Raw genomic sequence first — 25,361 nt, forward strand, 5'->3', positions numbered from 1 at the left:
CATAGGGAACCACCGGGCCGAGCACGAAGTCATACAGCACGTTGGCCATCAGGCCGTAGCTGCGGACGGTGCCGGTCGTGCGGGGCACGTTGCCGCTCGGCGTGCTGATGCCGTCGACGTCGTTCTGGCGGTAGCTGCCCTCGAGTTCGAGGCGCAGGCCGTTGCCGAAGCCGTAGCCGACGGAGAGCACACCGATGTAGCCCCACTCGAAGGAGGCCGAGATCCCACGGTTGGAATCCGAGTCATCGAGGAAGTTGGTGCCGAGACCAGCGCCGATGTAGACGCCGGTCGTCCGCGGGTCCCAGCTCTGCGCATTCGCGGTCGCGGCCATCGGCAGGGACAGCAGCGTCGCGGCAAGAAGCGTGTTCTTCAGGCTCATCGTCATTCCTCGCATCCGATCCGCACCGTCGCCGCGGTGCTCAGGGCGCCCCCTGCTTCCAGGGGTTCGAGAAACACTAAATCACAACTTTCAGCGGCTTGCGGGGATGATCCTCACGCCGGATCGATATCAGCGGGACAGTGTTGCGGGCGCGCCACACCGTGGCCCCTCGGTGTCCCGCCGCCGAACCGCGTCAAGCCGCCGCGAAGCGCTGCACCTTCCGCCGCAAAACGATCTAGTCTGCCTCCCGGCGGCCCCTCCCGCCCGGCCGCCGTCGCACACGGCCGGTCCACGGCCGGGCACAGGAGGAACCGTCGCGATGAGCGCCAATGGAACAGCCAAGGCCGCCCCAAGGTCGAGACCGCCCGGCGGGGCCGGGCCCCGCACCGTCGCCCTGATCGGACCGCAGGGCAGCGGCAAATCCACCCTGACAGACGCCCTGCTCACCGCCGCCGGCAGCCCGCCGCCGCGCCGGGCCGAGGCCCGCAGCCGTGTCATGGGCACCGAGACCCGCCTCGCCCACTGCACCATGATGGAGGAGGAGTGGGCGCTGCTCGACTGTCCCGGCTCGGTCGAGTTCGGGCAGGAGGTCGCCGCCGCCCTCGCCGTCGCCGACATCGCGCTGCTGGTCTGCGAACCCGATCCGGCCCGCGCCGCGGCGCTTGCCCCCGCCTTCCACGCGCTGGAACAGGCCGGGCTGCCTGCCATGGTCTTCGTCAACAAGGCCGATACGCTGGGCGAGGGACGCATTCGCGACACCATCGCCGCGCTGCAGGCGCATTCCCGCCGCCCGCTTGTGCTCCGCCAGGTGCCGATCCGCGAGGGCGGCGACGTCACCGGCTATGTCGACCTGGTCAGCGAGCGCGCCTATCGCTGGCGTCGCGGCGAGGTGTCCGAACTGATCCGCATCCCGGATGCGGTGCAGTCGCGCGAGGTCGAAGCCCGCGCGGCGCTCGCCGAGGCGCTGGCAGACCACGACGACGCCCTGCTGGAAAAAGTCATCGAGGACACCGTGCCCACGCCCGATGACCTATATCGCCCGCTGCATGCGGACGTCGCCGCCGGCGGGCTGGACCCCGTCCTGCTCGGGGCGGCGGAACGCCGCCATGGTATCGCCCGGCTGTGGAAGGCGTTGCGACACGACGCCCCAGATCCTGCTGCGACCGCTCAGCGCCTGGGTCTCGACCCGGAAGGCGAGGCGGTCGCCCAGATATTCCGCACGGTGCATGCCGGGCATGGCGGTCGACTGTCCTTCGCGCGGATCTGGCGCGGTGCTCTGAAGGATGGCGCCACGGTCAATGGCGCCCGGATCGGCGGCGTCACGCGCTTCCCGGCCGGCGAGCCGGGCAAGGTGCCGGAGGCGCAGATGGGCGAGGTAGTGGCGCTCGGCCGGCTCGATACGGTCGCGACAGGGGCCACGCTGTCGCCTTCCGGCAACGTCCCGGCGCTGCCCTTTCCGGCGCCGTCGGCGCCGGTCTACGCGCTCGCCATTTCCAACGAGGAGCGCAAGGACGATGTCCGCCTCTCCGGCGCGCTGCAGCGCCTGACCGAGGAGGACCCTTCCATCACCGTGCTGCAGGATGCCGAGACCGGGCAGATCCTGCTTGGGGGGCAGGGGGACATCCATCTCGGCCATGCGGTGTCGCGGCTGGCAGAGGCGCATGGCCTCCGCGTGTCCACAACCCGGCCGCGCGTGGCCTTCCGCGAGACGATCCGCCACGCTGCGCGCCACCACGCGCGGCACCGGCGGCAGACGGGCGGCCACGGGCAGTTCGCCGACGTCACGCTTGAGGTGACACCGCGTGCGCGCGGCGAGGGCTTCGCCTTCGAGGACCGCATCGTCGGCGGTGCCATCCCCCGCAAGTTCATCCCGGCAGTGGGCGACGCGGCAGAGGAAGCATCCCGCAAGGGGCCGCTCGGCAACCCTGTGGTGGACATCGCCGTCACGCTGCTCGACGGCGCCTTCCATTCGGTCGATTCATCGGACATGGCCTTCGCCACCGCGACGCGCCTGGCGATGCAGGAGGCGCTGGCCAAGGCCGAACCGGTGATGCTGGAGCCCGTGGACCACGTCACGATCCTGGTGCCACAGGACGGAACGCCGGCTGCGCAGCGGCTGCTGACCGGCCGCCGCGGCCAGATCCTGGGTTTCGCCGAGAAGGAGGACTGGCCGGGCTGGGACGAGGTACAGGCCCTGGTTCCCGAAGCCGAACTGCACGACCTGATCATCGAGTTGCGGTCGCAGACCATGGGCCTCGGCACCTACACGCGCCGATTCGATCACCTCGCGGAAGCGCGCACGCGATAGGGCGCAGGGATTGGATGGCGCCGCGGGGTTTGCGCGAAGATTGACGGCAGCGGGTGGATCAGGAAGGGGCTCTGCCCCTTCCCGAACCCTACCCCGGCAAAGGCCGAAGGGCCTTTGCAAACCTCAACCTGGCACTGCGCGGGCAGGATCGGAACATAGTCGTCATACTGCTCCGCGCAGGAAGGGCTTTGAGATCAGGAGAACGGGCCGTCGCGCCCGACGCCGACAGGTTGCGGTCCAGGTGCTCCAAGCACCTGGCGGGGTGGTTCGGAGGGGCGGCGCCCCTCCGTCTGCGACGGCGACGGTAGTTCCCCGCTCAGGCCAGCATACCCGCCGGCACCTTGCCGCCATTCTCGGCGAGCTTCCGCATCACCTGCTTGTGGAGCCACATGTTCATGGCGGCGCTGTCGGTGGTGGAGCCCGTGTAGCCGAGCTCCTTTGCCAGTTCCTCCCGCGCCGCGAGGCTGCTGTCGAGCCCCAGCAGCTTCATCAGGTCGACGATCGACTGGCGCCAGTTGAGCTGGCGGCCGGACTTCGCCTCCATCTCGGACAGGATCGCGACCACGTCTACCGGCTGGGATGCGGCGGTGTGGCCGGGCGCCTCGGGTGCGGAATCGGGGGCGGCCGAGAGCGGACCGGTTCCCTCCTCCTCGGCCCCCTTCGGCGGTTCGTCAGGCTTTGTGGTCTGCGCGTGCTCCGCGGGATTGCGATGGAAGATGCCGTCCATGATCGACCGGAAAATGCTCATGAGGCGTGCTCCCTGCGTGATGACGCGCACACGGGCTGTCAGCCCGTGCAACGCGTGCCACACTCAACGCGAACCATAGGGGAAACGTTGCATGAACAGCCCGTACACCGTCGCCGATCTGGTCGCGGACATCCTGCCGCAGATCGGCGTGCGGACCGTCTTCGGCATCGTCTCGGTCCACAACATCCCGATGCTGGATGCGATCGGGCGGCGCAACGCGCTCCGCTACGTCATGGCGCGTGGCGAGATGGGCGGCGCGCACATGGCCGATGCTTATGCGCGGGTGGTCGGGCATCTCGGCGTGCTGTTCACCTCGACCGGGCCGGGCATGGCGAACGCGATCCCAGGGCTGGTGGAGGCACGCTTTGCCGGGTCGCCTGTCCTGCATATCACCGGCCAGACCGCCACGAAGCACATCGATCGCGACGCCGGCACGGTGCATGACGTGCCCGGCCAGACGGCGATGCTGGCGGCGGCGTGCAAGGCGGCGTACCGCGTGCGCAGCGCCAACGAGGCCTTCGGCGTGCTGGTGCGCGCGGCGGCCGAGGCCCTGTCGGCCCCACGCGGCCCGGTTTCCGTGGAAATTCCGATCGACCTGCAGCGCGCGCCGATCGCGCGCCCGGCGGCGCTGGACGGGCTGGTGCTCCCGATCGCAGCCCCGTTGCCACCAAGCCCCGCCGCGCTCGATGCCGCGGCCGAGATCCTCGCCGGGGCGAAGCGGCCGATGCTGTGGCTCGGCAATGGCGCGAAGCAGGCACGCGATGCGGCCCTGCGGCTGATGGGCCTCGGCTTCGGCGCCGTGTCCTCCTGGAACGGGCGAGGCACCATCCCCGAAGACCATCCGATGACGCTGGGCGGCCTGCATGGCAACGGGTCCACGCGCGTGCAGGATTTCTACGGATCGGTCGATGCGATGCTGGTCGTGGGATCGCGCCTGCGCGGTCACGAGACCGGCGACTTCTCGATGAAGCTGCCGAAGACGCTGATCCATGTGGACAGCGATCCGGCGGCGGATGGTCGAACCTATGGCAACAGCCTGTTCGTCCATGGCGACGCGGGGTTGGTGATGGCCGGCATCGCCGACCGGCTGGCAGGGCGGAGCGGCGTCGATGCAGGCTACGCCGCCGACTTCGCCGCCATGAAGTCCCGCGCGCGGGAGGAGTATCTCGCGACCCTCGGCCCCTATGCCGGCTTCCCTGACGCGATCCGCGCCGCGCTGCCGCGCGACGGCGTGTTCGTGCGCGACATCACCATCGCGAACTCCACCTGGGGCAATCGCGTCTTCCCGATCTTCGACCCGAAGGATTCAGTCTACCCGGTCGGAGCGGCGATCGGGCCGGGACTCGCACTCGGCCTCGGCGCCTCCATCGCGGCGGAAGGGCGCAAGACGCTGGCGATGGTGGGCGATGGCGGCTTCTCCCTCGGCATGTGCGAAATCTTCACCGCCGCGCAGGAAAAGCCCGACCTCGTGACGATGGTGATGAACGACGGCGGGTACGGCGTGATCCGCCACATCCAGGACGCCGTCGCCGACGGCCGCCAGTTCGGCGACAACCTCCTGACGCCGGAGTTGCAGGGCCTCGCCACCCTGGCCGGGCTGCCCTACTTCCGCGTGTCGAGCGCGGAGACCGTCGGTGAGGTTGTCAGCCAGGCGGTCGCGGTGAAGGGGCCGGCGCTGGTGGAAGTGGACATGCGCGCAATCGGGCCCGTGCCGCCCTATGCGCCGTACGCGACAATGGGGAAGCACGCGGAGCGGGCGCGGCAGTAGAGGCCGGAGGGCCTTCAGACTGCTATCGTGCTGACGCTGTTGTCGTTGGAGGGGCTTTGCCCCTCCAAGCCACCCCAGCAAAGGCCGAAGGGCCTTTGCAAACCTACACTGGGCGCCGGCGCGGCGCGCTGGAATGGTGCCGAGAGCCGCTCTGAGCACGAAGCGTCCGTGGGGGGTGCAGCATGCCTGCTGCGCCCGACGCCAAAAGATTGCGGTCCAGGTGCTCCAAGCACCTGGCGGGGTGGTTCGGAGGGGCAGCGCCCCTCCGATCTTCGGAACAGCCGGAAGGTCTTGAGAGCCGAAGCTTGAAACTGGGCCGCTGAAGCGCTCCGACTGCCGGACCGCGAGCTACAGCCCGATGCGGAAGCGCAACTCCTCCGCGTTTCCATATGCCGCGTCCTTCGTGAACCGCCCCACCAGCAAGCCGCCGTTCGCCGTGATTACCCTCTGCGACGCCGCATTGCCGGGGTCCGTCGTCAGATCGACATGCCGCAATCCCACCGCCCGCGCCTCCGGCAGCAGCAGCGCGAGCGCCCGCGTTGCATGCCCGTGCCCCCGCTTCCAAGGCACGATCGTATACCCGACGTGCCCGAGCACGTGCGGCGGCAGCTCGTCGGTTCCGTTCTGCCAGCGCAGATGGATGGCGCCGCAGAATGCACCATCCCAGATCCAGCGCGTGAAGGCCGGCAGCCGTGGCACTGTCGATCCGTCCGGCAGCGAGATCGGCGCGCCGCGTGCCTCCGGGTCGTGCAGGCCGGCAAAGAAGGCGTCCGCATCCTGCCGGATCGCCGCGAGGTGCGCGCGCGGCACCGCATCACCGCCCACATTCGCCGGCGACCAGCCAGCCTCCAGCGCCGCGACATACGCATCCAGCGCATCACGGGATGGCCGGATCAACTGCGTCATGGCGCCAGGAACCGCCGGGAACACCAGCCCGCCACCCCACATCCGGCAATAACCAGCGCCATCGGCATCGCCGTCCCGTCCTGCAACAGGCCGAGCAGCGCGCCGGCAGCCGCCCCGATCCCGAACTGCAACGTGCCCATCAGCGCGGACGCGCTGCCCGCGACCGCCCCGTGCGGTCCCATCCCCAGCGCAACCGTCAGCGGCATCACCGCGCCGATCATCGCGACGTAGCAGAACAACGCGGCGACCAGCGCGGGGAAGCCGCCAATGCCGCTCACCGTCGTGGCGAGCAGCGCAAGGCCGGCGACCGGCGGCACGCAGATCACCACCGGCAACAGCCGGGCCGGCGGCATCCGCTGCGCCAGCCGCGCGATCGCCTGGCCCATCGCCATGATGCCGAGCGCATTGGCGCCGAAGTAGAAGCCGTATTCACTCGCCGGCACGCCATGCAGTTCCATCAGCACGAAGGGCGATCCGCTGATGTAGGCGAACATCCCACCGATGACGAAGCCGCCGGCCAGCGCATATCCCATGAACCGCCGGTCCCGCATCAGCCCGTACCAGGTGCGCATGACGCCGAGCACGCCTTCCCGCCGCCGCCGCTCCGGCGGGAGTGATTCCGGCAGGAACAGCGCCAGCACCCCCAGCATCACGGCGCCATAGACAACGAGCAGCCAGAAGATGCCGCGCCAGCCGAAGGCGGGCAGCAACGCCCCGCCAATCATCGGCGCGACGATAGGCGCGACGCCCATCACCAGCATGAGCTGCGCCATCAGCCGCACCGCGCCGCGCTCATCCGTCACGTCGCGCACCACGGCGCGCGCGATCACCATGCCTGCGCAGCCGCCCAGCGCTTGGAACAGCCGCGCCACCGTCAGCGATTCGACATCGGGCGCCAACGCGCAACCGATCGCCGCGACGGTGTACAGCCCGAGCCCGACGAACAGCGGCGCCCGCCGCCCATGCCGGTCAGATAGCGGCCCGTACAGCACCTGCCCGAAGGCGAGCCCCAGGAAGTAGATCGCCAGCGTTCCCTGCACCGCGCCGGGCGAGGCATTCAGCGACGCGCCGAGCGCCGGCAGCGCCGGCAGGTACATGTCGATCGAGAACGGCCCGATCCCGGCAAGCGCGCCGAGGATCAGCGCCAGGCGCCGCTGGCTCGGCGCGGTCATGCCTCGGGGGCGGCGGCCAGCGCTTCGGCGGCGAGCGCGAGCGCCTTTTCCACGGCCGCACGGCCCTCGGCCGACAGCGGCGCCTGCGGCGGCACGGGATCGCCGACCGCGAAGCCCTGGAACTGCAACGCCCCCTTGATGCAGGCGGCGAGCGAATGCGCGGCGAACAGCTCATTCACCCGCCACAGCGCGCGTTGCAGCGTCAGCGCCGCATCCCATTTCCCGGCGCGGCACAGCTCATACAATCGCACGGATTCACGCGGGACGGCGCAGGCCGGCCCGGCCATCCAGCCCTTTCCGCCGATCATCATCACCGCGAGCGGGATATGCGCCGAGGCTGCGAAGACCTCCATCCGCCCTTCCGTCCGGTTCAGGATGGACAGCAGCCGGCCGGTATTGGTCGACGCATCCTTGATGCCGACGATGCGCGGATGCCGCGAGAGCGTGTCGATCGCCGGCAGCGTCAGGTCCGACCGCTGGAAGTTGGGGTTGGTGTAGAGCACGACAGGCTTGTCGGTCGCGTCGGCGATGGCGGTGAAATATGCGATGACCGCGGCCTCGGAGAGCGGGAAGTACGCTTCGAGGATCGCGAGGATGCCATCCGCGCCGATCGCCGCGTAGTCCTTCGCCTGGCGCACGGCATCGGCCGTCGTGGTCGCAGCCACGCCCGCCACGACCGGCACGCGCCCGCGCGCGGTCTCCACCACGATCTCGACGATCCGTCGCCGTTGGGCGGCGTCGAGATAGGCGAACTCCCCCGTGCTGCCGAGCGGCGTCAGCCCATGCACGCCCGCCGCGATCAGATGCTCCACCAGCCCGCGGAGTTCATCCTCCAGGATGCGGCCGTCCGGCGCGACCGGCGAGACGAGGTAGGGAAAGACGCCGTGAAACGCAGAGCTCATGCTTCGTCCAGTTCCCGCAGGATCACCAGCACGTCCTGCCGGGCGGGTTCGGGCAGGCCGTGCATCACATCGCCCACGCGCCGCAACGCGCGCCGCAGCCCGTGGATCTGGTCGAGAAGGTCGAGCGCCACCCCCACCCCCTCGTCGTTGACGCCCATCGCGTCGCGCAGGTCGCGGATCAGGGCCGCGCGGGTGAGGTCGGCGTCGCTGTACTCGGGTGCGGCGGGCGCGATCCAGCCAGCGGAAACGCAGTACTCCACCATGGTCACGTTCAGGTTCAGCCGGCGCAGACGGTCACTGTCCTCGGCCATGTCAGCGCTCCATCCCGGCCCGCGGATTCTGCGTGCGGCCCGCCTCCCAGCTCTCGGCAAAGGCTTCCAGCGCGGCATCCGGCGCATCGGGCAATACCAGCCGCAGGGTGACGAAGGCATCGCCGCGCGTGCCGTCCTTCCGCGCCACGCCGCGGCCGCGCAGCCGCAGCACCGTGCCGGTGTTCGATCCCTTCGGGACGTTCACCATCACCGGGCCGGCCGGCGTCGGCACCTCGATCCTGCCGCCGAGGACCGCCTCGGGCAGCGAGACCGGCACGTCCATCAGGATATCGTCGTCCCGGCGCGTGAAGTGACGATGCTCGCCCACGCTCACCTCCACCATCAGGTCGCCTGCGGGACCGCCGCCCATGCCCGGCGAGCCCTTGCCGCGCAGCCGCAGCATCTGGCCTTCCCGCGTACCGGGCGGGATCGTCACGTCCACGGTGCTGCCGTCGGGCAGGGTGACGCGCTTCGTCCCGCCATTCACCGCATCGAGGAACTCGATGTCGAGCCGCGCATGGATGTCGCCGCCCCGCATGCGGAACTGCCCCCCGCCCCGGCCCTGCCGTGCGCCGCGTCCGAACAGCGCGCCGAGCAGATCGTCATCGTCCATCATGTCGGCGTAGCCGGCATCGGAGGTGTATGGCCCCCCGCCACCGGCATGGTCGCGATACCAGCCGGGCGGCGGCTGCGGCGGGCGTTCGTTGCCCGCCGCGTCGATCTCGCCGCGGTCGAAGCGGGCGCGCTTCTCAGCGTCGCTCAGGATGTCATTGGCCGCGGCGACGGCCTTGAACTTGTCCTCCGCCGCCTTGTCGCCCGGGTTCAGGTCCGGGTGCAGCTTGCGCGCCAAGACGCGGTAGGCCTTGCGGATATCCTCCTGCGAGGCGTCGCGCTTCACGCCGAGAACGTCGTAAGGGTCCTGGGCCAACGTGGTCTCCTAGGCTTCGGCGAGGGCCGCCAGCATCCTGATATGGCTGTCGATGCCACGCTCGAAACAGGCGATGTCGAATTTCTCGTTCGGGCTGTGCACCTGGTCGTCGTCCAGCCCGAAGCCGACCAGCAGGCAGTCGAGCCCAACGATCTGCTTGATCTGCTCGACCACCGGCAACGAGCCGCCGCCGCCCTGGAGGACGGCGGGCTTGCCGAACTCCGCTGTCAGCGCGGCCTGGGCAGCGCGTACGAAAGGGCTGTCCGACGGGATCTCGATCCCCTCGCCATGGCTGAAGACCTGGATCTTCACCTGGGCGTCCTCGGGCATGCGGGCGATGATGAAGTCGCGCAGGCCGGCGATGACCTTCGCTGGGCTCTGCCCCGGCACCAGCCGGAAGGACACCTTCGCATGGGCCTCGGAAGGAATGACGGTCTTCGCGCCATCCCCGGTGTAGCCGCCCCAGATGCCATTCACATCCGCGGTCGGGCGCGCCCAGAGCCGTTCCAGCGCCGAGCGGCCCATCTCGCCCGCCGGCACGGATAGGCCGACCCCGCCGAGGAAAGCCTTCTCGTCGAAATTCAGCGCATCCCACTGCGCGCGGCGTTCGGCGGAAATCTCCTGTACGCCGTCATAGAAGCCCGGGACCAGGATGGTCCCGGCCTCATCCTTCAGATCGCCCAGGATGCGCGTGATGAGGTTGATCGGGTTCAGCGCCGACCCGCCGAACAGGCCGGAATGCAGGTCCTTGTTCGCCGCCGTGATGTCGATCTGCGTGTAGAGCAGACCGCGCACGCTGGTGACGATGGACGGCGTCGCGATGTCCCACATGTTGCTGTCGCTGATGACGACGACATCGGCATCGCGCAGCGCATCGGCATTGGCTTCGAGGAAGTCGGGCAGATCCTTGGACCCGACCTCCTCCTCGCCTTCCACCACGACGGAGATGCGACAGGGCGGGCCGCCCGCGACCGCGTGCCAGAAGCGCAGTGCTTCCAGCCAGAGCATCACCTGACCCTTGTCGTCCACCGCGCCGCGCGCCACGGCGCGCTTGCCGTTCGGACCGTCCGCCAGCACGGGTTCGAAGGGCGGATTGGTCCACAGCTCCATGGGTTCCGCGGGCTGCACGTCGTAGTGGCCGTAGAAGAGCAGGTGGCGCTTCGCGCCGGCAGGGCCGGGATGGTGCGCCAGCACCACCGGATGGCCCGCCGTGGGCTTCAGCCCCGCGACGAAGCCGATGCTACGAAGCTGGTCCGCGAGCCACTCCGCCGCCCGCCGGCAATCGGGCGCATGCGCCGGTTGCGCCGAAACGGACGGAATGCGCAGCCAGTCGAACCAGCGGGCGCGGGATTCGTCACGCCGCACGGCAGCGTGGGCGAGGATGGTGTCGATGTCGGTCATGTTTCCTTCGCCTGGCTGCGCAGGACGTGTTTCTGGATCTTGCCGGTGGAGGTCTTCGGCAGTTCGGCAAAGACGACGTGGCGCGGCACCTTGAACCCTGCCATGTGCTGCTTCGCGAAGGCGATCAGCTCCTCGGCGGTCGCGGTCGCGCCCGGTTTCAGCTCGATGAAGGCGCAGGGCGTCTCGCCCCATTTCTCGTCGGGCCGCGCCACGACGGCCACCACCGCCACGGCGGGGTGCTTGTACAGCGCATCCTCGACCTCGATGGAGGAGATGTTCTCCCCGCCCGAGATGATGATGTCCTTCGAGCGATCCTTGAGCTGGATGTAGCCGTCCGGATACTTGACCGCGAGGTCCCCGGTATGGAACCAGCCACCCTTGAATGCGGCGCCGGTCGCGGCCTCGTCCTTCAGATAGCCCTTCATCACGACGTTGCCCTGCATCATCACCTCGCCGAGCGTCCTGCCATCAGCGGGCACCGGCTGCATGGTCGCGGGGTCCATGACGTCGAGCCCTTCGAGCGCGAGGTACCGCACGCCCTGGCGTGCCATCAGCGCCGCCTGCTCCCCGGTTGGCTTGGCGTTCCACTCGCCATGCCACTCGTTCACCACGGAGGGCCCGTAGCATTCCGTCAGGCCGTAGACGTGGCAGACGGCGAAGCCGGCTGCCTGCATCGCGGCGAGTACCGCCTCCGGCGGCGGCGCGCCCGCCACGATGAACTTCACCTGCTTCGACAGCGCGCGCTTGTCGGGTTCGGGCGTGGTCAGCAGCGTCGCCATGACGATCGGCGCGCCGCACATGTTCGTGACGCCCTCCTCCGCCATCAGCCGCCACATGTCGGCCCCACGCACGGCGCGCAGGCAGACATGCACGCCGGCCTGCGCCGTGACCGTCCAGGGAAAGCACCAGCCGTTGCAATGGAACATCGGCAGCGTCCAGAGGTAGGTGGGGTGCTTCACCATCTCCGCCGACAGCACGTTGCCCACCGCCAGCAGGTGCGCGCCGCGATGGTGATAGACGACGCCCTTCGGCTTGCCGGTGGTGCCCGACGTGTAGTTCAGCGTGATCGCGTCCCACTCGTCGGCGGGCATCGGCCAGGCGAAGGAGGCATCGCCCTCGGCGAGCAGCGCGTCATAGGGCACGCCGCCCAGCGTCTCGGCGCGAGCCGCCTCCGGCGCCAGCGGATCATCCACCTCGATGATCAACGGCTTCACCGTAGCCTGCAGCAGGGCGAGCCGCACGGCCGGCATGAACTCCCGGTCGACGATCAGCGCCTTCGCCTCGCCGTGGTCGAGGATGTAGGCGATCGTCGCGGCATCCAGCCGCGTGTTGATCGTGTTCAGCACGGCGCCCGCCATCGGCACGCCATAGTGGCATTCCAGCATTTCCGGAATGTTCGGCAGCACCGCCGCGACCGTGTCCCCGCGCCCGATGCCGCGCTTCGTCAGCGCATGCGCCAGCTTCACGCAGCGGTCTCGCAGCTCGCCGTAGTTTCGCCGCACCGCGCCGTGCACCACGGCGAGTGTCCCGGGGTAGACCCGCGCCGAGCGTTCCATGAACAGCAGCGGCGTCAGCGGCTGGTGGTTCGCGGCGTCGCGGCCCAGCCCCGTCTCGTACTTGGACATGCGGTTCCTAACGATCCTCCCAGACCGGCCGGCGCTTATCGAGGAAGGCGCCGATCCCTTCGGCGGCGTCGCGCGCCATCAGATTGTCCGTCATGACGCAGGCCGCCTCGCGATAGGCTTCGGCGAGCGGCAGGTCGATCTGACGGTAGAAGCCGCGCTTGCCCATCCGCACCGTCAGCGCAGAACGGGCGGCGATCCGCCCCGCCAATGCCAGCGCGACCGGCATCACCTCGTCCGGCGCCACCACACGGTTCACCAGCCCGATGCGCAAAGCCTCCTCGGCCGGGATCATGTCCCCGAGCATCAGCATCTCCATGGCGGCCTTGCGCGGCACGGCGCGCGCAAGCGCCACGGCCGGCGTCGAACAGAACAGCCCGATGTCCACCCCCGGCGTGCAGAACCGCGCCTGGTCCGAGGCCACCGCAAGGTCGCAGGTGGCAACGAGTTGGCAGCCCGCCGCCGTCGCTACCCCCTGCACCGCCGCGACGACCGGCTGAGGCAGCGCGACGATCGCCTGCATGACACGCGAACAGGTTTCCATCGCCCGATCGTAGAAGCCGCGACCATGATCGGGATCCGCGCGATGCGCCTTGATCTCGCGCAGGTCGTGCCCGGCGCTGAACACCGGTCCTGCGGCGGCAAGGACCAGGCAGCGGACCGAAGCATCCTCGCCGATCGTCGCGAGCGCGTTCTCCAGCGTTTCCAGCATTTGCAGCGACAGGCTGTTGCGTGAGGCCGGTCTGTTCAGCGTCAGTACCGTCACGCCCTCCGTGCGGTCGTCCCGCAGCAACATCGGTGCTGGCGCCGTCTCGGTCGCTGCGCTCATTGTCAACTCCCCGTCGTCGTGCCCCGTCAGGGTAGACCGTTTTGCGCCCCCGCGGAATTCGGCCCGGGGTTGCCGTTGCCGCTTCTCCGGGCCAGCCTTTGCTTCGTCACGGCAGCTTGGGGAAGATCATGGCCTGGACCGCTCACACCATCATCCAGAACGGGAAGGCGATTCCCTTCGACGACGCACGGCTTCACCCGCTCGCGGTCGGCCTCGCCTATGGCGCCTCGGTGTTCGAGGGCATTCGCGCCTACATGAACCCCGCGACGGGGCGCCTCTCGGTCTTCCGGCTCGAGGAGCATCTGGTGCGGCTGGACCAGGGCATGAAGTTCATGCGCTTCGACGACCCGCCGTCACGCGAGCAGCTGCGCCAGGGCGTGCTCGATTCCGTGCGCGCCAACGCGCCGGACGACGATTGCTACATCCGCCTTCAGGTGCACATCGAAAGCCTCGGCAACCAGTCGACCACCGGCAAGGTCGGCTGGGTCTGTGCCGCAATACCGCGCGAACGTTCCACCAAGCGCTCCACCGGCCTGTCGCTCAACGTCTCCTCCTGGACACGCATCGCCGACAACACGACGCCGGCACGCATCAAGGCGACCGCGAACTACCACGCCGGCCGCATCTCGACCCTGCAATCCAAGGCCGATGGCTACGACGCGCCAATCCTGCTGACGCGCGATGGCAAGGTCAGCGAATCCGCCGGCGCCTGCCTGTTCATGGTCCGCGACGGCGCCGTCATCACCCCGGCGCGCGACAGCGACATCCTGGAAAGCGTGACGCGCGATACCGTGCTGAAGCTCGCCGCCGAACTCGACCTCCCGACGCAGGAACGCCGCGCCGATCGCAGCGAGCTGTACGTCGCGGACGAAGTGTTCCTTTGCGGCACGGGACAGGAACTGGTGCCGGTCGCATCGATCGACCGGCTGCCGGTCGGCGACGGCAAGCCCGGGCCGATCACGATGCGGTTGCAGGAAGCCTATGAATCGGTCGTGCGCGGGACGACGGACGCTCACGCCGAATGGCGGACGGCGGTGTGACAGGGGAGGGCGTCCGCCCACTGGGGCCGCCGAAGGCCGCGACCTGAGAACTCCCGCGGTCCGTTGGAGGGGGTTAGTTAGACCCCTCCAAGCCATCCCGGCAAAGGCCGAAGGGGCATGGCAAGCCGCAACCTGGGATCGGGCTTAGTGCAGTGCGCCTGTGGCGCCCGGCACCAGCAGATTGCGGCCCCGGCGCTCCAGGCACCGATTGGCGTTGCGCAGCAACGTCAATCGGCCCCGATGGGCTGGAGGGGCACCGCCCCTCCCGGATCAGTGCCCGCGCAGGATCTGGCTCAGGAACAGCTTCAGCCGCTCCGTCTTCGGGTCGTTGAACACCTGGTCCGGCGTGCCGGATTCCACGACCTCGCCGCGGTCCATGAACACCACCCGATCGGCCACCTGCCGGGCGAAGCCCATTTCGTGCGTCACGCAGATCATCGTCATGCCCTCGGCGGCGAGCATGACCATGGTGTCGAGCACTTCCTTGATCATCTCGGGGTCGAGCGCGCTGGTCGGCTCGTCGAACAGCATGATCTTGGGCTTCATGCACAGGGCGCGGGCAATCGCGACGCGCTGCTGCTGCCCGCCGGAAAGCTGCCCCGGGAACTTCTTCGCCTGCTCCGGGATCTTCACCCGGGTCAGGTATTCCATCGCCAGTTCCTCGGCCTGCTTCTTCGGCATCTTGCGCACCCAGATCGGCGCAAGCGTGCAGTTCTCAAGGATGGACAGGTGCGGGAACAGGTTGAAGGACTGGAACACCATCCCGACCTCGCGGCGGATGGCATCCAGCGCGCGGACGTCGTCAGACAGTTCGACGCCGTCCACCAGGATACGGCCTTCCTGGTGCGTCTCCAGCCGGTTGATGCAGCGGATCATGGTGGATTTGCCGGAGCCGGATGGCCCGCAGACCACCACGCGCTCTCCGGCCGCCACCTGCAGGTCGACGTCGCGCAGCACGTGCAGCGCGCCGAACCACTTGTTCACCTTGTCCATCACGATCGCCGGCGGGGCGTCGGTGCGGACGGCGGAAGCGACGAAGCCTCCCGTCTCGATGGCAGCGCTCATGTCGTTGTCGTGTCCCAGAACGTTGTTGTGCATCACATGGGGCCCGGCGCCCGCAGCGGGGGCGCCGGGCATCCCCGCATCAGCGGCGGCTGTGGCGGTTCAGGTCCGTCTCCAGCGCCTGGCTGTACTTCGACATCGCGAAGCAGAATACCAGGTAGATCAGGCCGACGAAGACATAGACCTCGACGCCGAAGCCCTGCCAGGCGGGCTCGACGATCGCGGTCTTGCCAGCGGTCAGCAGGTCGAAGATGCCGATGATCAGCACCAGCGACGTGTCCTTGAAGAAGCCGATGAAGGTGTTCACCAGCGGCGGGATCACCAGCCGGAGCGCCTGCGGCAGGATGATCAGCCCGGTCTTCTGCCAGTAGGTCAGGCCCATCGCGTCGGCGGCCTCATACTGGCCCTTCGGCAGCGCCTGCAGCCCACCGCGCACGACTTCGGCCAGATAGGCCCCGGCGAACAGGATGATGGCGATCTGCGCGCGCAGCAGCTTGTCGATGTTCATCCCTTCCGGCAGGAACAGCGGGAACATCACCGACGCCATGAACAGCAGCGAGATCAGCGGAACGCCGCGGATCAGCTCGACATACAGAACACACAGCACCTTGATCGCCGGCAGGTTCGACCGCCGGCCGAGTGCCACCAGGATCGACAGCGGGAAGGCGAAGGCAAGCCCGAAGGTGGCGAGGATCAGGGTGATCGGTAGCCCCCCCCAGCGTTCCTGGGGCACGTAGGACAGGCCGAACACGCCGCCCCACATCAGGATGCCGATCAGCGTCAGCATCACCGCCCAGATCGGGATCAGCGTCCAGTTCCAGAAGCGGCGCATGGCCGAGACGATGTACAGCGCGACGAACAGCACGCAGACGATGGCCGGACGCCAATGCTCGTCATAGGGGTAGGTGCCGAACAGCATGAAGCGATGCTTCTCGGTCACCACGGCCCAGCAGGCGCCGGCGCCGTGCAGCTCGCGGCAGGACTGGGTCTGCGCCACGCCGTTGACGACCGGCACGGACCAGATGGCGTTGATGAAGGCCCAGTCGACGAAGCCCACCACGCTGCGGATGATCAGGTATCCGAGCAGCAGCGTGACGGCCGTGGACAGCCAGCCGGAGAACAGGTTCTCCCGCACCCAGGCAATGGGCCCGGTGGTCGCTACCGGCGGGTTGCGCGGCGTCGCCTCGGGGTTCGCGGCGGCGGCGTTCAGGGTGATATCGCTCATGACGCGGCCCTCACCGTTCCACCAACGCTATTCGTGCGTTGTACCAATTCATGAAGAGGCTGATCGACAGGCTGATCGTCAGGTACACCGCCATGATGATGGCGATGCCCTCGATCGCCTGCCCCGTCTGGTTCAGCGTCGTGTTGGCGATCGAGACGATGTCCTGGTACCCGATCGCGACCGCGAGGGACGAGTTCTTCGCGAGGCTCAGATAGTTCGAGGTCAGCGGCGGGATGATCACGCGCAGCGCCTGCGGCAGCACGATCAGGCGCAGCACCGACCCGTGCCGCAGGCCGAGCGCCTGCGCCGCCTCCCACTGGCCCTGGTTGACCGCGAGGATGCCGGCGCGCACCACCTCGGCGATGAAGCCGGCGGTATAGGTGACGAGGCCGATGAGCAGCGCGGCGAATTCCGGGCTGACATTGGCGCCGCCGCGGAAGTTGAAGCCACGCAGCGCCGGCCACTCGATGGTCCAGGGCGCGCCCATCGCCAGCCAGACGACGACCGGCAGGCCAGCGATCAGGGCGATGGCGGCCGGCCAGACGCGCCGCGGCTGCCCGTCCGCCATCTGCTTCGCGCGCGCCGAGCGGCCATACAGCCAGGTCAGCACGATGCCGGCGATGAAGGCGACCACCGCCGCGGTATGCGCCCCTTCCCATTCCAAGGCGGGGAAGCGGAGGCCGCGGTTCGACAGGAACACGCCTTCCGTCGGGTGGAAGGCCTGCCGGGGCCCGGGCAGGCCCTGCATGACCGTGTACCAGAACAGCAACTGCAGCAGCAGCGGCAGGTCGCGGATCACTTCGACGTAGAAGCTCGCGATCTTCGAGACGAGGAAGTTCTTCGACAGCCGCGCGATGCCGATGGTCGTACCGAGGATTGTGGCAAGCACGATGCCGACGATCGAGACCTTCAGCGTATTCAGCACGCCGACGGTCAGCGCACGCAAATAGGTGTCGGTCGGCTCGTAGGAGATGACGTGCTCGGCGATCGGCAGCCCGGCCTCGCGGTTCAGGAAGCCGAAGCCGGTCGCGATGCGCCGGACCTCGAGGTTGTGGGCCGTGTTCGACCACAACCAATAGAAAATCGTGCCGACGACGCCGACGACGAGGATTTGCCAGACAATGCCGCGGATGCGCTCATCCGCCCAGGACAGGCGCAAGGGGCGCTTCGGCGGCTTTCGCCGGAATCGGGGGTCGACGGTTGCGTCGGACATTCTTTTGTAGCCTCACCTGTCGTCGTTGCCCGCGCGCGGCGCGGGGAAGCCGGTAGTGCGCGGGGCGGTGGAGCAGCCTCCCCGCCCCGCGGTCTCGATCAGCGGAAGGGCGGCGCGAACTGCAGGCCGCCGGCCGTCGGCCACACGGCATTCGGGCCGCGCTGGATGCCGATCGGCGTCAGGTTCCGCTCGAACACCTCGCCGTAATTGCCCACGGCGCGGATCACGTTGACCAGCCAGGCATTGTCCACGGCCAGCATGCGGCCGAGATCGCCGTTGCGGCCCAGCATGCGCTGCACCTCCGGCCGCGTGTCATTGGCCGCCATCTGCTGCACGTTGGCGGCGGTGATGCCGAGTTCCTCGGCCGCCACCAGACCGAAATGGATCCAGCGCACCAGGTCCGAGAAGCGCTGATCGCCATGGCGCACCAGCGGACCCAGCGGTTCCTTGCTGATCACGTCCGGCAGGATCAGGTAGTCTGCGGGGCGGGCCTGCGCCGAACGCGTCGAGGCCAGACCCGAGACGTCGGTCGTGTAGGCATCGCAGCGGCCGGCGACGAAGGCGGTGACCAGTTCCTCGAGCCGTTCGATCACCACCGGGGTGAAGTTCACGCGGTTGGCCCGCGCCCAGTCGGTCAGGTTCTGTTCCGTGGTGGTGCCGGGCTGCACGCAGATCGTGGCGCCGTCCAGCTCGCGCGCGGTGCGCACGCCAAGGCTGGTCTTCACCATGAAGCCCTGGCCGTCATAGAAGTTGATGGCCGGGAAGTCGAAGCCGAGCGAGGTGTCGCGCGACAGCGTCCAGGTCGTGTTGCGGGCCAGCATGTCCACTTCGCCCGACTGCAACGCCGTGAAGCGGTTCTGCGCCGTGGTGGGAACGTAGCGGACCTTGTTCGGGTCATTGAACAGCGCCGCCGCAACCGCGCGGCAGTAATCCGCATCGAAGCCGCGCCAAACGCCCTGGCTGTCCGGCTGGGCGAAGCCGGCAAGGCCCGTGTTGACGCCGCAGATCAGCGTGCCGCGGGCCCGGATCGCATCCAGCGTGGCGGCGGCCGGCGCCGCCGGCTGCTGTTGCGCCACGGCCGGCAGCGCCATCGTCGAGGCGATCAACGCTGCCCCGAGTGTGCGGATCATCGAGCGCCGCAAAACGTGTTTCACAGTCCCATCTCCCTTTCGGCGCCGGCACCGCTCGAGGCGGCCGCGCGTCAACCTTGCCTATCCGAAAGGCATGCTGCGCCACAGGGCGGCACGGATCAACGAGCAAACCATCCGCACCCGGGCGACCGCCTCCAGGGGACGGGGCCTAGCAAATGGCGGGCCGGGCAGGCAAACCTTGACACTCCGCCGCCGGGTTCCGCGCGGCACCGGAACGAGGTGGCGGCATGCTGCAACTGGATCGGGCGGCCCTGCGGCGGGCCCTGCCATGGGACGACCTCGTGGCGGCGCTCGACGCCATGTTCCGCGAAGGCTGCGAGGCGCCGCTGCGCCATCGCCACGCGATGCCCGGCGCCGAGGGAACCGAGACGACGTTGCTGCTGATGCCGGCCTGGCGCGCCGGCAGCCATACCGGCGTGAAGATCGTCCATGTCGCCCCAGGGAATGCCGCGCGTGGCGAACCGGCGGTGCATGCCGCCTACCTGCTGTCGGATGCGCTGACGGGCGCGCCGCTCGCGCTGCTGGATGGCGGGGAGCTGACGGACCGGCGCACGGCGGCGGCGAGCCTGCTCGCCGCGCGCCACCTCGCCCGGCCCGACAGCGCAAGGCTGCTGCTTCTCGGCAGCGGGAAGGTCGCCCGCGCGCTGGCCGAGGGCTACGCCGCACGCTTCCCCATCACCGACATCGCGATCTGGTCGCCGACCGCCGCCAACGCCGCCCGCCTGGCGCAGACCCTGGCGGCCGAGGGTCTGCCGGCGCGTGCCGTGGACAGCCCCGAGCCGGCCGGGGCGGACATCATCTCCGCCGCGACGCTGTCCACCGTGCCGCTGATCCGCGGCGAGGACCTGCGCCCCGGCACCCATGTCGACCTGGTGGGCGCCTATCGCCGGGACATGCGGGAGGCGGACGCGGCCGTGTTGGCCCGCGCGACGCTGGTTGTCGACACGCGCGCTGGCGCGCTGGCCGAGGCGGGCGACATCGTCCAGGCCATCGCGGAGGGCGCGCTGACCGAAAGCGCGATCGTTGCCGACCTTTCCGACCTGTGCCGCGGGATGCATCCGGGCCGGCGATCCGCGGCCGAGATCACCGCATTCAAGTCGGTCGGCTGGGCGGGGGAGGATCTCGCCGCGGCGGTGCTGGCGTATCGGTGGGCAGTTGGAGAGGGGCTCCGCCCCTCTCCAAGCCTCTCCCCGCCAAAGGCCGAAGGGCCTTTGGAAACCTGAACCTGGTGCCTGGCGCGACAGGCAGACCGATAGGATAGGCGAACCGGGCACTGCGCCCGGAATCCCTCATGGCATAGCGCGCGACACGACCGCCCCCATTGAGAACCAACCGTCCTGCCCAACGCCAGGTCGAGGTTTCCAAAGGCCCTTCGGCCTTTGGTGGGGTGGGGTTCAGGGAAGGGCAAAGCCCCTTCCCGACGTCAATCCCGCAACAGAACCTGCCGCAACAGCTCCACCGTCTCCCCCGGCCGTTCCTGCTGCACCCAGTGCCCTGCCCCCGGCACCAGATGGGTCCCCCGCCAATTCGCGCAGGCGCTGGTCTCCATCGCGCGCAACGCGCCCGGCGTCTGCTGCACACCCCAGTCGCGCGCCCCGCCGATGAAGGTCGCCGGCACCTCGATCTGCCGGCCGGCGAAGGTCTCTATTTCCATGTTCGTGCCGATGAAGCGGGCGCGGTAGCCGTTCAGCCCGCCCTGGAATCCGCTGCGGCCGTACTCCCCGGCATAGACGGCGAGTTCCGCCTCGGTCAGCCAGTCGCAGGCGGCGACCTGTGCAGGCGAGGGCATCTCGTGCGCCACCGCCTGCGGCATCGTCTCGCCCAGATCCATCACATAGTAGGTCGGCAGCTTCGCCAGCTCCTCGGCCGTCCAGCCGGTCAGCGGATGCACGTCGTTGCCCGGCCAGTCGCCTGACTTGTGGTGATAGTAGGCGCGCAGGAAGGCGTGCAGGCCCTGCGCCGACGCCATCATCTCCCCATTCGCCGGCCGCTGCGCGTAGTACCAGTGGTAGTGCTTGCGCGGCCGCGGCAGCGCGGCGAGGGCCGGCCCGATCTCCCGCGCTGGTGCCCGCTCCGAAGACCCGAGCGCCGGCGCGCCGGGAAAGGGTGCGCTCATCATCGCCAAGCGGCGGAACACGTCGGGCCGCAGCAGCGCGCAATGCGCCGCGACGGGCGAGCCGAAATCATGCCCGATCACCGAATGCACCTGGCTGATGCCGAGCGCGGCGAGCAGCGCGAGCTGGTCCCGCACCAGGTTGATGAAGGCGAAGGACCGGATGTCGGTGTCATAGGCATCCGACCAGCCGATGGTACGGCCGTAGCCGCGCTGGTCCGGTGCGACGACGTGGAAACCCGCCTCGGCCAGCGGCAGCATGACGCGCCGCCAGGAAAAGGCGAGTTCAGGAAAGCCGTGCAGCAGCAGCAGGACGGGCCGTCCCGCCTCCCCGGCCTCGAGCACATGCATGGTCAGGCCGTTGACGTCCGGCACCATGCGGGACCGGATGCCTGCGGGCAGGTGGGTGGGGCTGAGCGGGTCCATCGGCATTCCTCCTAGCGTTGGCGCGCATCCGGCCCGCGATGCGCGTGGGGATCAAGCCCCCGGGTTTGACGCGCTGCGCCCCCGCGGCGAGTCTGCCCGCATGCGGGATGGAATCGCCTGGTCGAACGACCTACTCACCCTTGCGGCGCGCTTCGGCGACCGCATCGCTGTCACCGATGGCACGCGGGGCATGACCGTCGCGACGCTTGCTGCCCGCGCTCATGCGCTGGCGCACCGCCTGCGCGCGGCGGGCATCGTGCCCGGCGCGCCGGTCGCCACGCTGGTGCCGAACGGCGTCGAAGCGCCCTGGGTCAGCTATGGCGTGACGATCTCGGGCGCGGCCGAAGTGCCGGTGAACGCGCATTCCACCGATGCCGAGATCCAATGGTTCGCCGAGCTGACCGGCTTCCGGCGCATTCTCGCGCCGGCGGCGCAGGCGGCGCGACTGAACGCACTCGGCTTCGAACCCTGGCCGATCGAGGAGATCGCGCCGGATTCCGCGCCCGTTGCTCTGCCGCCGGTGCCGGCCGACGCCTGGGGCCGCCTCATCTTCACCTCCGGCACCACGGGCAAGCCGAAGGCGATCGTGCATACCCACGGCGGCCGCTGGACCGCGCATCTGCTCCAGCGTGCCGTGCTGCCCTTCACGCCCGGCCCCGGCGACCGCGTGCTGCTGATGACGCCCTATGTCCACGGCGCCTCGCTGATCGCCGCCGCCTGGATCGAACAGGGGGCGGAGGTCGTGCTCCAGGATGGCGTGAAGGCCGAGGCCATCGAGCCGATCCTCGCCGCCGGCCCCGCGGCGATCTTCGCGCCGCCGACGGTCCTCGCGAAGATCCTCTCGCTGTTCCCTGGCCGGCGCTTCGACGGCGTGCGCTGCATCTTCACCGGCACCTCGACGCTGTCGCGGGAACTGTGGCGCCGCGCGGCGGAAGCCTTCGGCCCCGTCGTGCGCATCACCTACGGCATGAGCGAGTGCTTCAACCCCATCACCGTGCTGGAACCGCCCGAGGTGGTGGAGGTGATGGCCGCGCCGGACCACGGCCTCGGTGCCTGCCTCGGCTGGCCGGCGCCGGGGGTCGAGGTCGCGATCCGTGGCGAAGACGGGGCCGCCCTTCCGCCCGACGAACCAGGCGAGATCTGGCTGCGCGGCCGCCACATGAATATCGGCACGATCGCCGCGACGGGCTTCGTGCCGCGCCCGCCCGGCGCCTGGCACCGCACCGGCGACCTGGGCGCGATCGATACGCGCGGCCGCCTGCACCTGTCCGGCCGCGCGGCGGACGTCATGAAGTCCGGCGGCTACCGCATCCATCCTGGGGAGATCGAGAGCGTGCTGGATGGCGCGGCCGGGGGTCGCGCCATCTGCGTGCTCGGCCTGCCCTCGGACTATTGGGGCGAGGTGATCGTCGCCGTCGCCGAGAACCCGCCGCCCGGCTGGCAGGAGGATGCGATGCTGCGCGTGGCGTCGCTCGCGCGGCCCAAGCATCCGCGCGCGTGGCTCGCATTGCCAGAACTGCCGCGCAACGCGCAGGGCAAGGTGGTGCGTGCCCGCGTGCGGGAAGCGGTCCTGGCCACCCACGCTCTGGAGGACGGTCCTCGCCCGAAGCTTGTGGCGCTGGAGACGCACTAGGCGCGCAAGCCACACCGCGCGCGGAATCGGCCGGCAAAGCCGACTTGCGCCGACCGTTGCCACGCCCGATCATCCGCCGCCTATTTTGCGGAGGAATGCGCATGTTTTCGAGACGTGTCCTGGCCGGTGCGGCCGTCGTCCTGGCGCTCGGCGCCGGCGTCGCCGTGGCGCAGAACTACAATCTGCGGCCGTCCTTCGGCACGGCGAACCTGCGCTTCAACTTCGCGCCCGACCCCTTCGTCGTGAACGTCACGGCCGGCGGCACCATTCCGGCCGAGCGCATCGGCGGCCCGGGGTGCGTGGGTTCCATTGCCCAGCCGCCCGACGTGCGGCTGAACTACCAGGCGGGCGGTGGGTTGCCGCTGTGGATCGGCGCGCGATCCAACTACGACGTCACGCTGGTTGTGAACCTTCCGGACGGCCGCTGGGTGTGCAACGACGACTTCCAGGGAACGAACCCCGGCCTGATCTTCCGCAACCCCATGTCTGGCCAGTACGACATCTGGGTCGGCAGCTACGATCGTGGGCGCGGCATTCCGACGCAGGTCTTCTTCTCGGAGGTCCCGCCGAACTGACGCCGGGCAGAGGGTGCCCCCGGGCACCCCTCATTGCCGTGCCGGCCACGACGTGCTGAAGGCACGGAACAGGCGGACCAACCGCCGCGAATTCACGATTGGGAAGGAAATACCCCATGGCGCAAACCCGCCGCGCGACGCTCGGCCTGATGGCCGGCATGCTGCCTGGCCTCGCCGCCGCGCAATCCCAGGCCCCCTGGCCCAACCGCCCCATCCGCCTGGTCATTCCCTGGCCGCCGGGCCAGGCCACTGACCTCGCCGGCCGCGTCATCGCGCAGCGGCTGCAGGAAAAGCTCGGCCAGCCCGTCGTGCCGGAAAACCGCGCGGGTGCCGGCGGCACCATCGGCGCCGACGTGGTCGCGAAGGCCGCGCCGGACGGCTATACGCTGCTCGCCGGTTCCTCGGGGCCGCTCACCATCGCCCCGTTGCTGCAGCGCCTGCCCTTCGATGTGACGCGCGACATCGCGCCGATCGCCATGATGGGCGTCTCCCCCTACGTCCTCGCGGTGAAGCCCGACTTCCCGGCGCGCACCACAGCCGAATTCATCGCGCTGCTGAAGGCGCGCCCGGGCCACTACACCTTCGGCTCCTCCGGCACCGCCGCCACGGCGCATCTGATTACGGAGGCCTTCAACGCCGCCGCCGGCATCGAGGCGCTGCACGTGCCGTTCCCCGGCAGCGCGCCGGCGATGACGGCGCTCATCGGCGGGCAGATCAACTACTGCATCGAGACCATGGCCGCCGTGATGCCGCTGGTCCGCCAGGGCGCACTGCGCGCGCTCGGCATCTCCCTCTCCGCCGGCAGCACTCTTGCGCCGGAGATCGAACCGTTTGCCAAGGTGGGCGGCGGCCTCGCCGGCTTCGACGCCGGCGCGTGGCTTGGCCTGATGGGCCCCGCCAACCTGCCGGCGCCGATTCTCGAACGCCTGTCCAACGAAGTGGTGCAGGGCATGGCTGTGCCGGAAGTGCGCAGCCGCTTCGAAAGCATCAGCGTGGAACCCATCCCGCGCGCGACGGCGGCCTTCGCGACCTACCTCGTGGAACAGCGGGCGCTGTTCCAGGGCATCATCCAGCGGAACAACATCCGGCTGGAGTGAGGCAGGCGCGGCGAGGGGCTTGGCCCCCCTCGCCTCAGTCCGCGGCGGCGCCGACGCGCGTCACGCTCAACCGCCGGAGCCGGCCATCCTGCATCGGCCAGTCGATCGACTGGCCGGCCTTCAGCCCGATCAGCCCGGCGCCGACCAGCGACAGGACCGAGATCCGGTTCTTCCCGATATCCGCCTCGGAAGGCAGCACCAGCTGCACGCTGCGGGTCACGCCATTCGCCTCATCGGTGAAGACGACCTGCGAGCCGAGCGCCGCGACATTGGCCGGCAGCCGCGTCGCCGGCACCAGGTCGGCACGATCGGCTTCCTCCATCAGCAGGCGCGCGGCCTCCGGGTTGCGGCGCGCGCCGCTCATGGCAAGGCCGACCAGGATGCCGTGGTCGTTCTCGGACAGCAGGATGGACGGGCGGCGCCGCGCGCTGCGGCGGTTGATGGCTTCGGTCATAGGTATCCCCGGGGATATCGCGATGATGGAATGAGGCGTTCCCCGGCGGCGGCGGCGCAGCGCGCACGCAGCCTCCGGGGTCAGCGGCCCGCGATCAG

Annotated in this window: 23 protein-coding genes; 7 read left to right on the forward strand and 16 right to left on the reverse strand. The window is 69.5% G+C overall.

Annotated features, from left to right (window positions below):
• A partial coding sequence (locus tag GXW78_RS22230; protein WP_211871096.1) for an outer membrane beta-barrel protein occupies nucleotides 1–379 on the reverse strand: 379 nt, incomplete at its 3' end.
• A 319-nt stretch (nucleotides 380–698) separates the two neighbouring features.
• On the opposite strand from GXW78_RS22230, the gene GXW78_RS22235 reads away from it, so the two are divergent.
• Nucleotides 699–2,687, forward strand: a complete 1,989-nt coding sequence (locus tag GXW78_RS22235) for an elongation factor G (RefSeq protein WP_211871097.1) — start codon at nucleotides 699–701, stop codon at nucleotides 2,685–2,687.
• A gap of 316 nt (nucleotides 2,688–3,003) precedes the next feature.
• Here GXW78_RS22235 and GXW78_RS22240 read toward each other — a convergent pair whose 3' ends face one another.
• Nucleotides 3,004–3,435 carry a DUF3597 domain-containing protein gene (locus GXW78_RS22240; protein ID WP_211871098.1) on the reverse strand — a complete coding sequence of 144 codons (432 nt, stop codon included), beginning with the start codon at nucleotides 3,433–3,435 and terminating at the stop codon, nucleotides 3,004–3,006.
• Nucleotides 3,436–3,526: 91 nt separating this feature from the next.
• On the opposite strand from GXW78_RS22240, the gene GXW78_RS22245 reads away from it, so the two are divergent.
• The gene (locus GXW78_RS22245; RefSeq protein WP_211871099.1) at nucleotides 3,527–5,203 is read left to right on the forward strand and encodes a thiamine pyrophosphate-binding protein; all 1,677 of its coding nucleotides are present in this window, start codon (nucleotides 3,527–3,529) and stop codon (nucleotides 5,201–5,203) included.
• 348 nt (nucleotides 5,204–5,551) lie between these two features.
• Here GXW78_RS22245 and GXW78_RS22250 read toward each other — a convergent pair whose 3' ends face one another.
• From GXW78_RS22250 to GXW78_RS22285, 8 genes are read right to left on the reverse strand one after another with little or no spacing between them, the layout of a single operon-like run.
• The gene (locus tag GXW78_RS22250) at nucleotides 5,552–6,109 is read right to left on the reverse strand and encodes a GNAT family N-acetyltransferase (RefSeq protein WP_211871100.1); all 558 of its coding nucleotides are present in this window, start codon (nucleotides 6,107–6,109) and stop codon (nucleotides 5,552–5,554) included.
• Nucleotides 6,106–7,281 carry a Bcr/CflA family multidrug efflux MFS transporter gene (locus GXW78_RS22255; RefSeq protein WP_211871101.1) on the reverse strand — a complete coding sequence of 392 codons (1,176 nt, stop codon included), beginning with the start codon at nucleotides 7,279–7,281 and terminating at the stop codon, nucleotides 6,106–6,108. The genes GXW78_RS22250 and GXW78_RS22255 overlap by 4 nt, the downstream gene beginning before the upstream one ends.
• Nucleotides 7,278–8,183, reverse strand: a complete 906-nt coding sequence (locus GXW78_RS22260) for a dihydrodipicolinate synthase family protein (RefSeq protein WP_211871102.1) — start codon at nucleotides 8,181–8,183, stop codon at nucleotides 7,278–7,280. Before GXW78_RS22260 ends, GXW78_RS22255 begins: the two co-directional genes overlap by 4 nt.
• Complete coding sequence (locus tag GXW78_RS22265; protein ID WP_211871103.1) at nucleotides 8,180–8,494, reverse strand: chaperone modulator CbpM; 315 nt, start codon at nucleotides 8,492–8,494, stop codon at nucleotides 8,180–8,182. Before GXW78_RS22265 ends, GXW78_RS22260 begins: the two co-directional genes overlap by 4 nt.
• A gap of 1 nt (nucleotide 8,495) precedes the next feature.
• Nucleotides 8,496–9,422, reverse strand: coding sequence for a DnaJ C-terminal domain-containing protein (locus GXW78_RS22270; protein WP_211871104.1), 927 nt, complete (start codon nucleotides 9,420–9,422; stop codon nucleotides 8,496–8,498).
• 9 nt (nucleotides 9,423–9,431) lie between these two features.
• Nucleotides 9,432–10,823, reverse strand: coding sequence for a M20/M25/M40 family metallo-hydrolase (locus tag GXW78_RS22275; RefSeq protein ID WP_211871105.1), 1,392 nt, complete (start codon nucleotides 10,821–10,823; stop codon nucleotides 9,432–9,434).
• Nucleotides 10,820–12,448 carry an acyl-CoA synthetase gene (locus GXW78_RS22280; protein WP_211871106.1) on the reverse strand — a complete coding sequence of 543 codons (1,629 nt, stop codon included), beginning with the start codon at nucleotides 12,446–12,448 and terminating at the stop codon, nucleotides 10,820–10,822. Before GXW78_RS22280 ends, GXW78_RS22275 begins: the two co-directional genes overlap by 4 nt.
• 7 nt (nucleotides 12,449–12,455) lie before the next feature.
• Nucleotides 12,456–13,274, reverse strand: a complete 819-nt coding sequence (locus GXW78_RS22285) for an enoyl-CoA hydratase (protein ID WP_211871107.1) — start codon at nucleotides 13,272–13,274, stop codon at nucleotides 12,456–12,458.
• Between the two features lie 128 nt (nucleotides 13,275–13,402).
• Here GXW78_RS22285 and ilvE point away from each other — a divergent pair, with 128 nt between their 5' ends.
• Nucleotides 13,403–14,314, forward strand: a complete 912-nt coding sequence (gene ilvE, locus GXW78_RS22290; protein ID WP_211871108.1) for a branched-chain-amino-acid transaminase — start codon at nucleotides 13,403–13,405, stop codon at nucleotides 14,312–14,314.
• 270 nt (nucleotides 14,315–14,584) lie between these two features.
• Here ilvE and GXW78_RS22295 read toward each other — a convergent pair whose 3' ends face one another.
• From GXW78_RS22295 to GXW78_RS22310, 4 genes are all read right to left on the reverse strand, one after another.
• Nucleotides 14,585–15,379 carry an amino acid ABC transporter ATP-binding protein gene (locus GXW78_RS22295; RefSeq protein WP_211871109.1) on the reverse strand — a complete coding sequence of 265 codons (795 nt, stop codon included), beginning with the start codon at nucleotides 15,377–15,379 and terminating at the stop codon, nucleotides 14,585–14,587.
• A 79-nt stretch (nucleotides 15,380–15,458) separates the two neighbouring features.
• Nucleotides 15,459–16,601, reverse strand: coding sequence for an amino acid ABC transporter permease (locus tag GXW78_RS22300; RefSeq protein ID WP_211871110.1), 1,143 nt, complete (start codon nucleotides 16,599–16,601; stop codon nucleotides 15,459–15,461).
• Nucleotides 16,602–16,611: 10 nt separating this feature from the next.
• Nucleotides 16,612–17,814: an amino acid ABC transporter permease gene (locus tag GXW78_RS22305; protein WP_211871111.1), complete on the reverse strand. Its 1,203-nt coding sequence runs from the start codon at nucleotides 17,812–17,814 to the stop codon at nucleotides 16,612–16,614.
• Nucleotides 17,815–17,912: 98 nt separating this feature from the next.
• Nucleotides 17,913–18,944, reverse strand: coding sequence for an amino acid ABC transporter substrate-binding protein (locus tag GXW78_RS22310; RefSeq protein WP_211871112.1), 1,032 nt, complete (start codon nucleotides 18,942–18,944; stop codon nucleotides 17,913–17,915).
• A 248-nt stretch (nucleotides 18,945–19,192) separates the two neighbouring features.
• Between GXW78_RS22310 and lhpI the strand changes: the two genes are divergently transcribed.
• Nucleotides 19,193–20,188, forward strand: coding sequence for a bifunctional Delta(1)-pyrroline-2-carboxylate/Delta(1)-piperideine-2-carboxylate reductase (gene lhpI / locus GXW78_RS22315; protein ID WP_211871113.1), 996 nt, complete (start codon nucleotides 19,193–19,195; stop codon nucleotides 20,186–20,188).
• Between the two features lie 200 nt (nucleotides 20,189–20,388).
• Here lhpI and GXW78_RS22320 read toward each other — a convergent pair whose 3' ends face one another.
• On the reverse strand, nucleotides 20,389–21,504 hold the full coding sequence (locus GXW78_RS22320; protein ID WP_211871114.1) for an alpha/beta fold hydrolase: 1,116 nt from the start codon (nucleotides 21,502–21,504) through the stop codon (nucleotides 20,389–20,391).
• A gap of 100 nt (nucleotides 21,505–21,604) precedes the next feature.
• On the opposite strand from GXW78_RS22320, the gene GXW78_RS22325 reads away from it, so the two are divergent.
• From GXW78_RS22325 to GXW78_RS22335, 3 genes are all read left to right on the forward strand, one after another.
• Nucleotides 21,605–23,137, forward strand: a complete 1,533-nt coding sequence (locus tag GXW78_RS22325) for a class I adenylate-forming enzyme family protein (protein WP_211871115.1) — start codon at nucleotides 21,605–21,607, stop codon at nucleotides 23,135–23,137.
• Nucleotides 23,138–23,238: 101 nt separating this feature from the next.
• Nucleotides 23,239–23,712 carry a peptidase S1 gene (locus GXW78_RS22330; RefSeq protein WP_211871116.1) on the forward strand — a complete coding sequence of 158 codons (474 nt, stop codon included), beginning with the start codon at nucleotides 23,239–23,241 and terminating at the stop codon, nucleotides 23,710–23,712.
• Nucleotides 23,713–23,828: 116 nt separating this feature from the next.
• Nucleotides 23,829–24,809 (forward strand): Bug family tripartite tricarboxylate transporter substrate binding protein, encoded by a 981-nt coding sequence (locus GXW78_RS22335; protein ID WP_211871117.1) that lies wholly within the window; start codon nucleotides 23,829–23,831, stop codon nucleotides 24,807–24,809.
• 34 nt (nucleotides 24,810–24,843) lie between these two features.
• Here GXW78_RS22335 and rnk read toward each other — a convergent pair whose 3' ends face one another.
• Nucleotides 24,844–25,263: a nucleoside diphosphate kinase regulator gene (rnk, locus tag GXW78_RS22340; protein ID WP_211871118.1), complete on the reverse strand. Its 420-nt coding sequence runs from the start codon at nucleotides 25,261–25,263 to the stop codon at nucleotides 24,844–24,846.
• Nucleotides 25,264–25,361: the final 98 nt, after the last annotated feature.

Source organism: Neoroseomonas terrae (assembly GCF_018129025.1).
Lineage (GTDB): Bacteria > Pseudomonadota > Alphaproteobacteria > Acetobacterales > Acetobacteraceae > Neoroseomonas > Neoroseomonas terrae.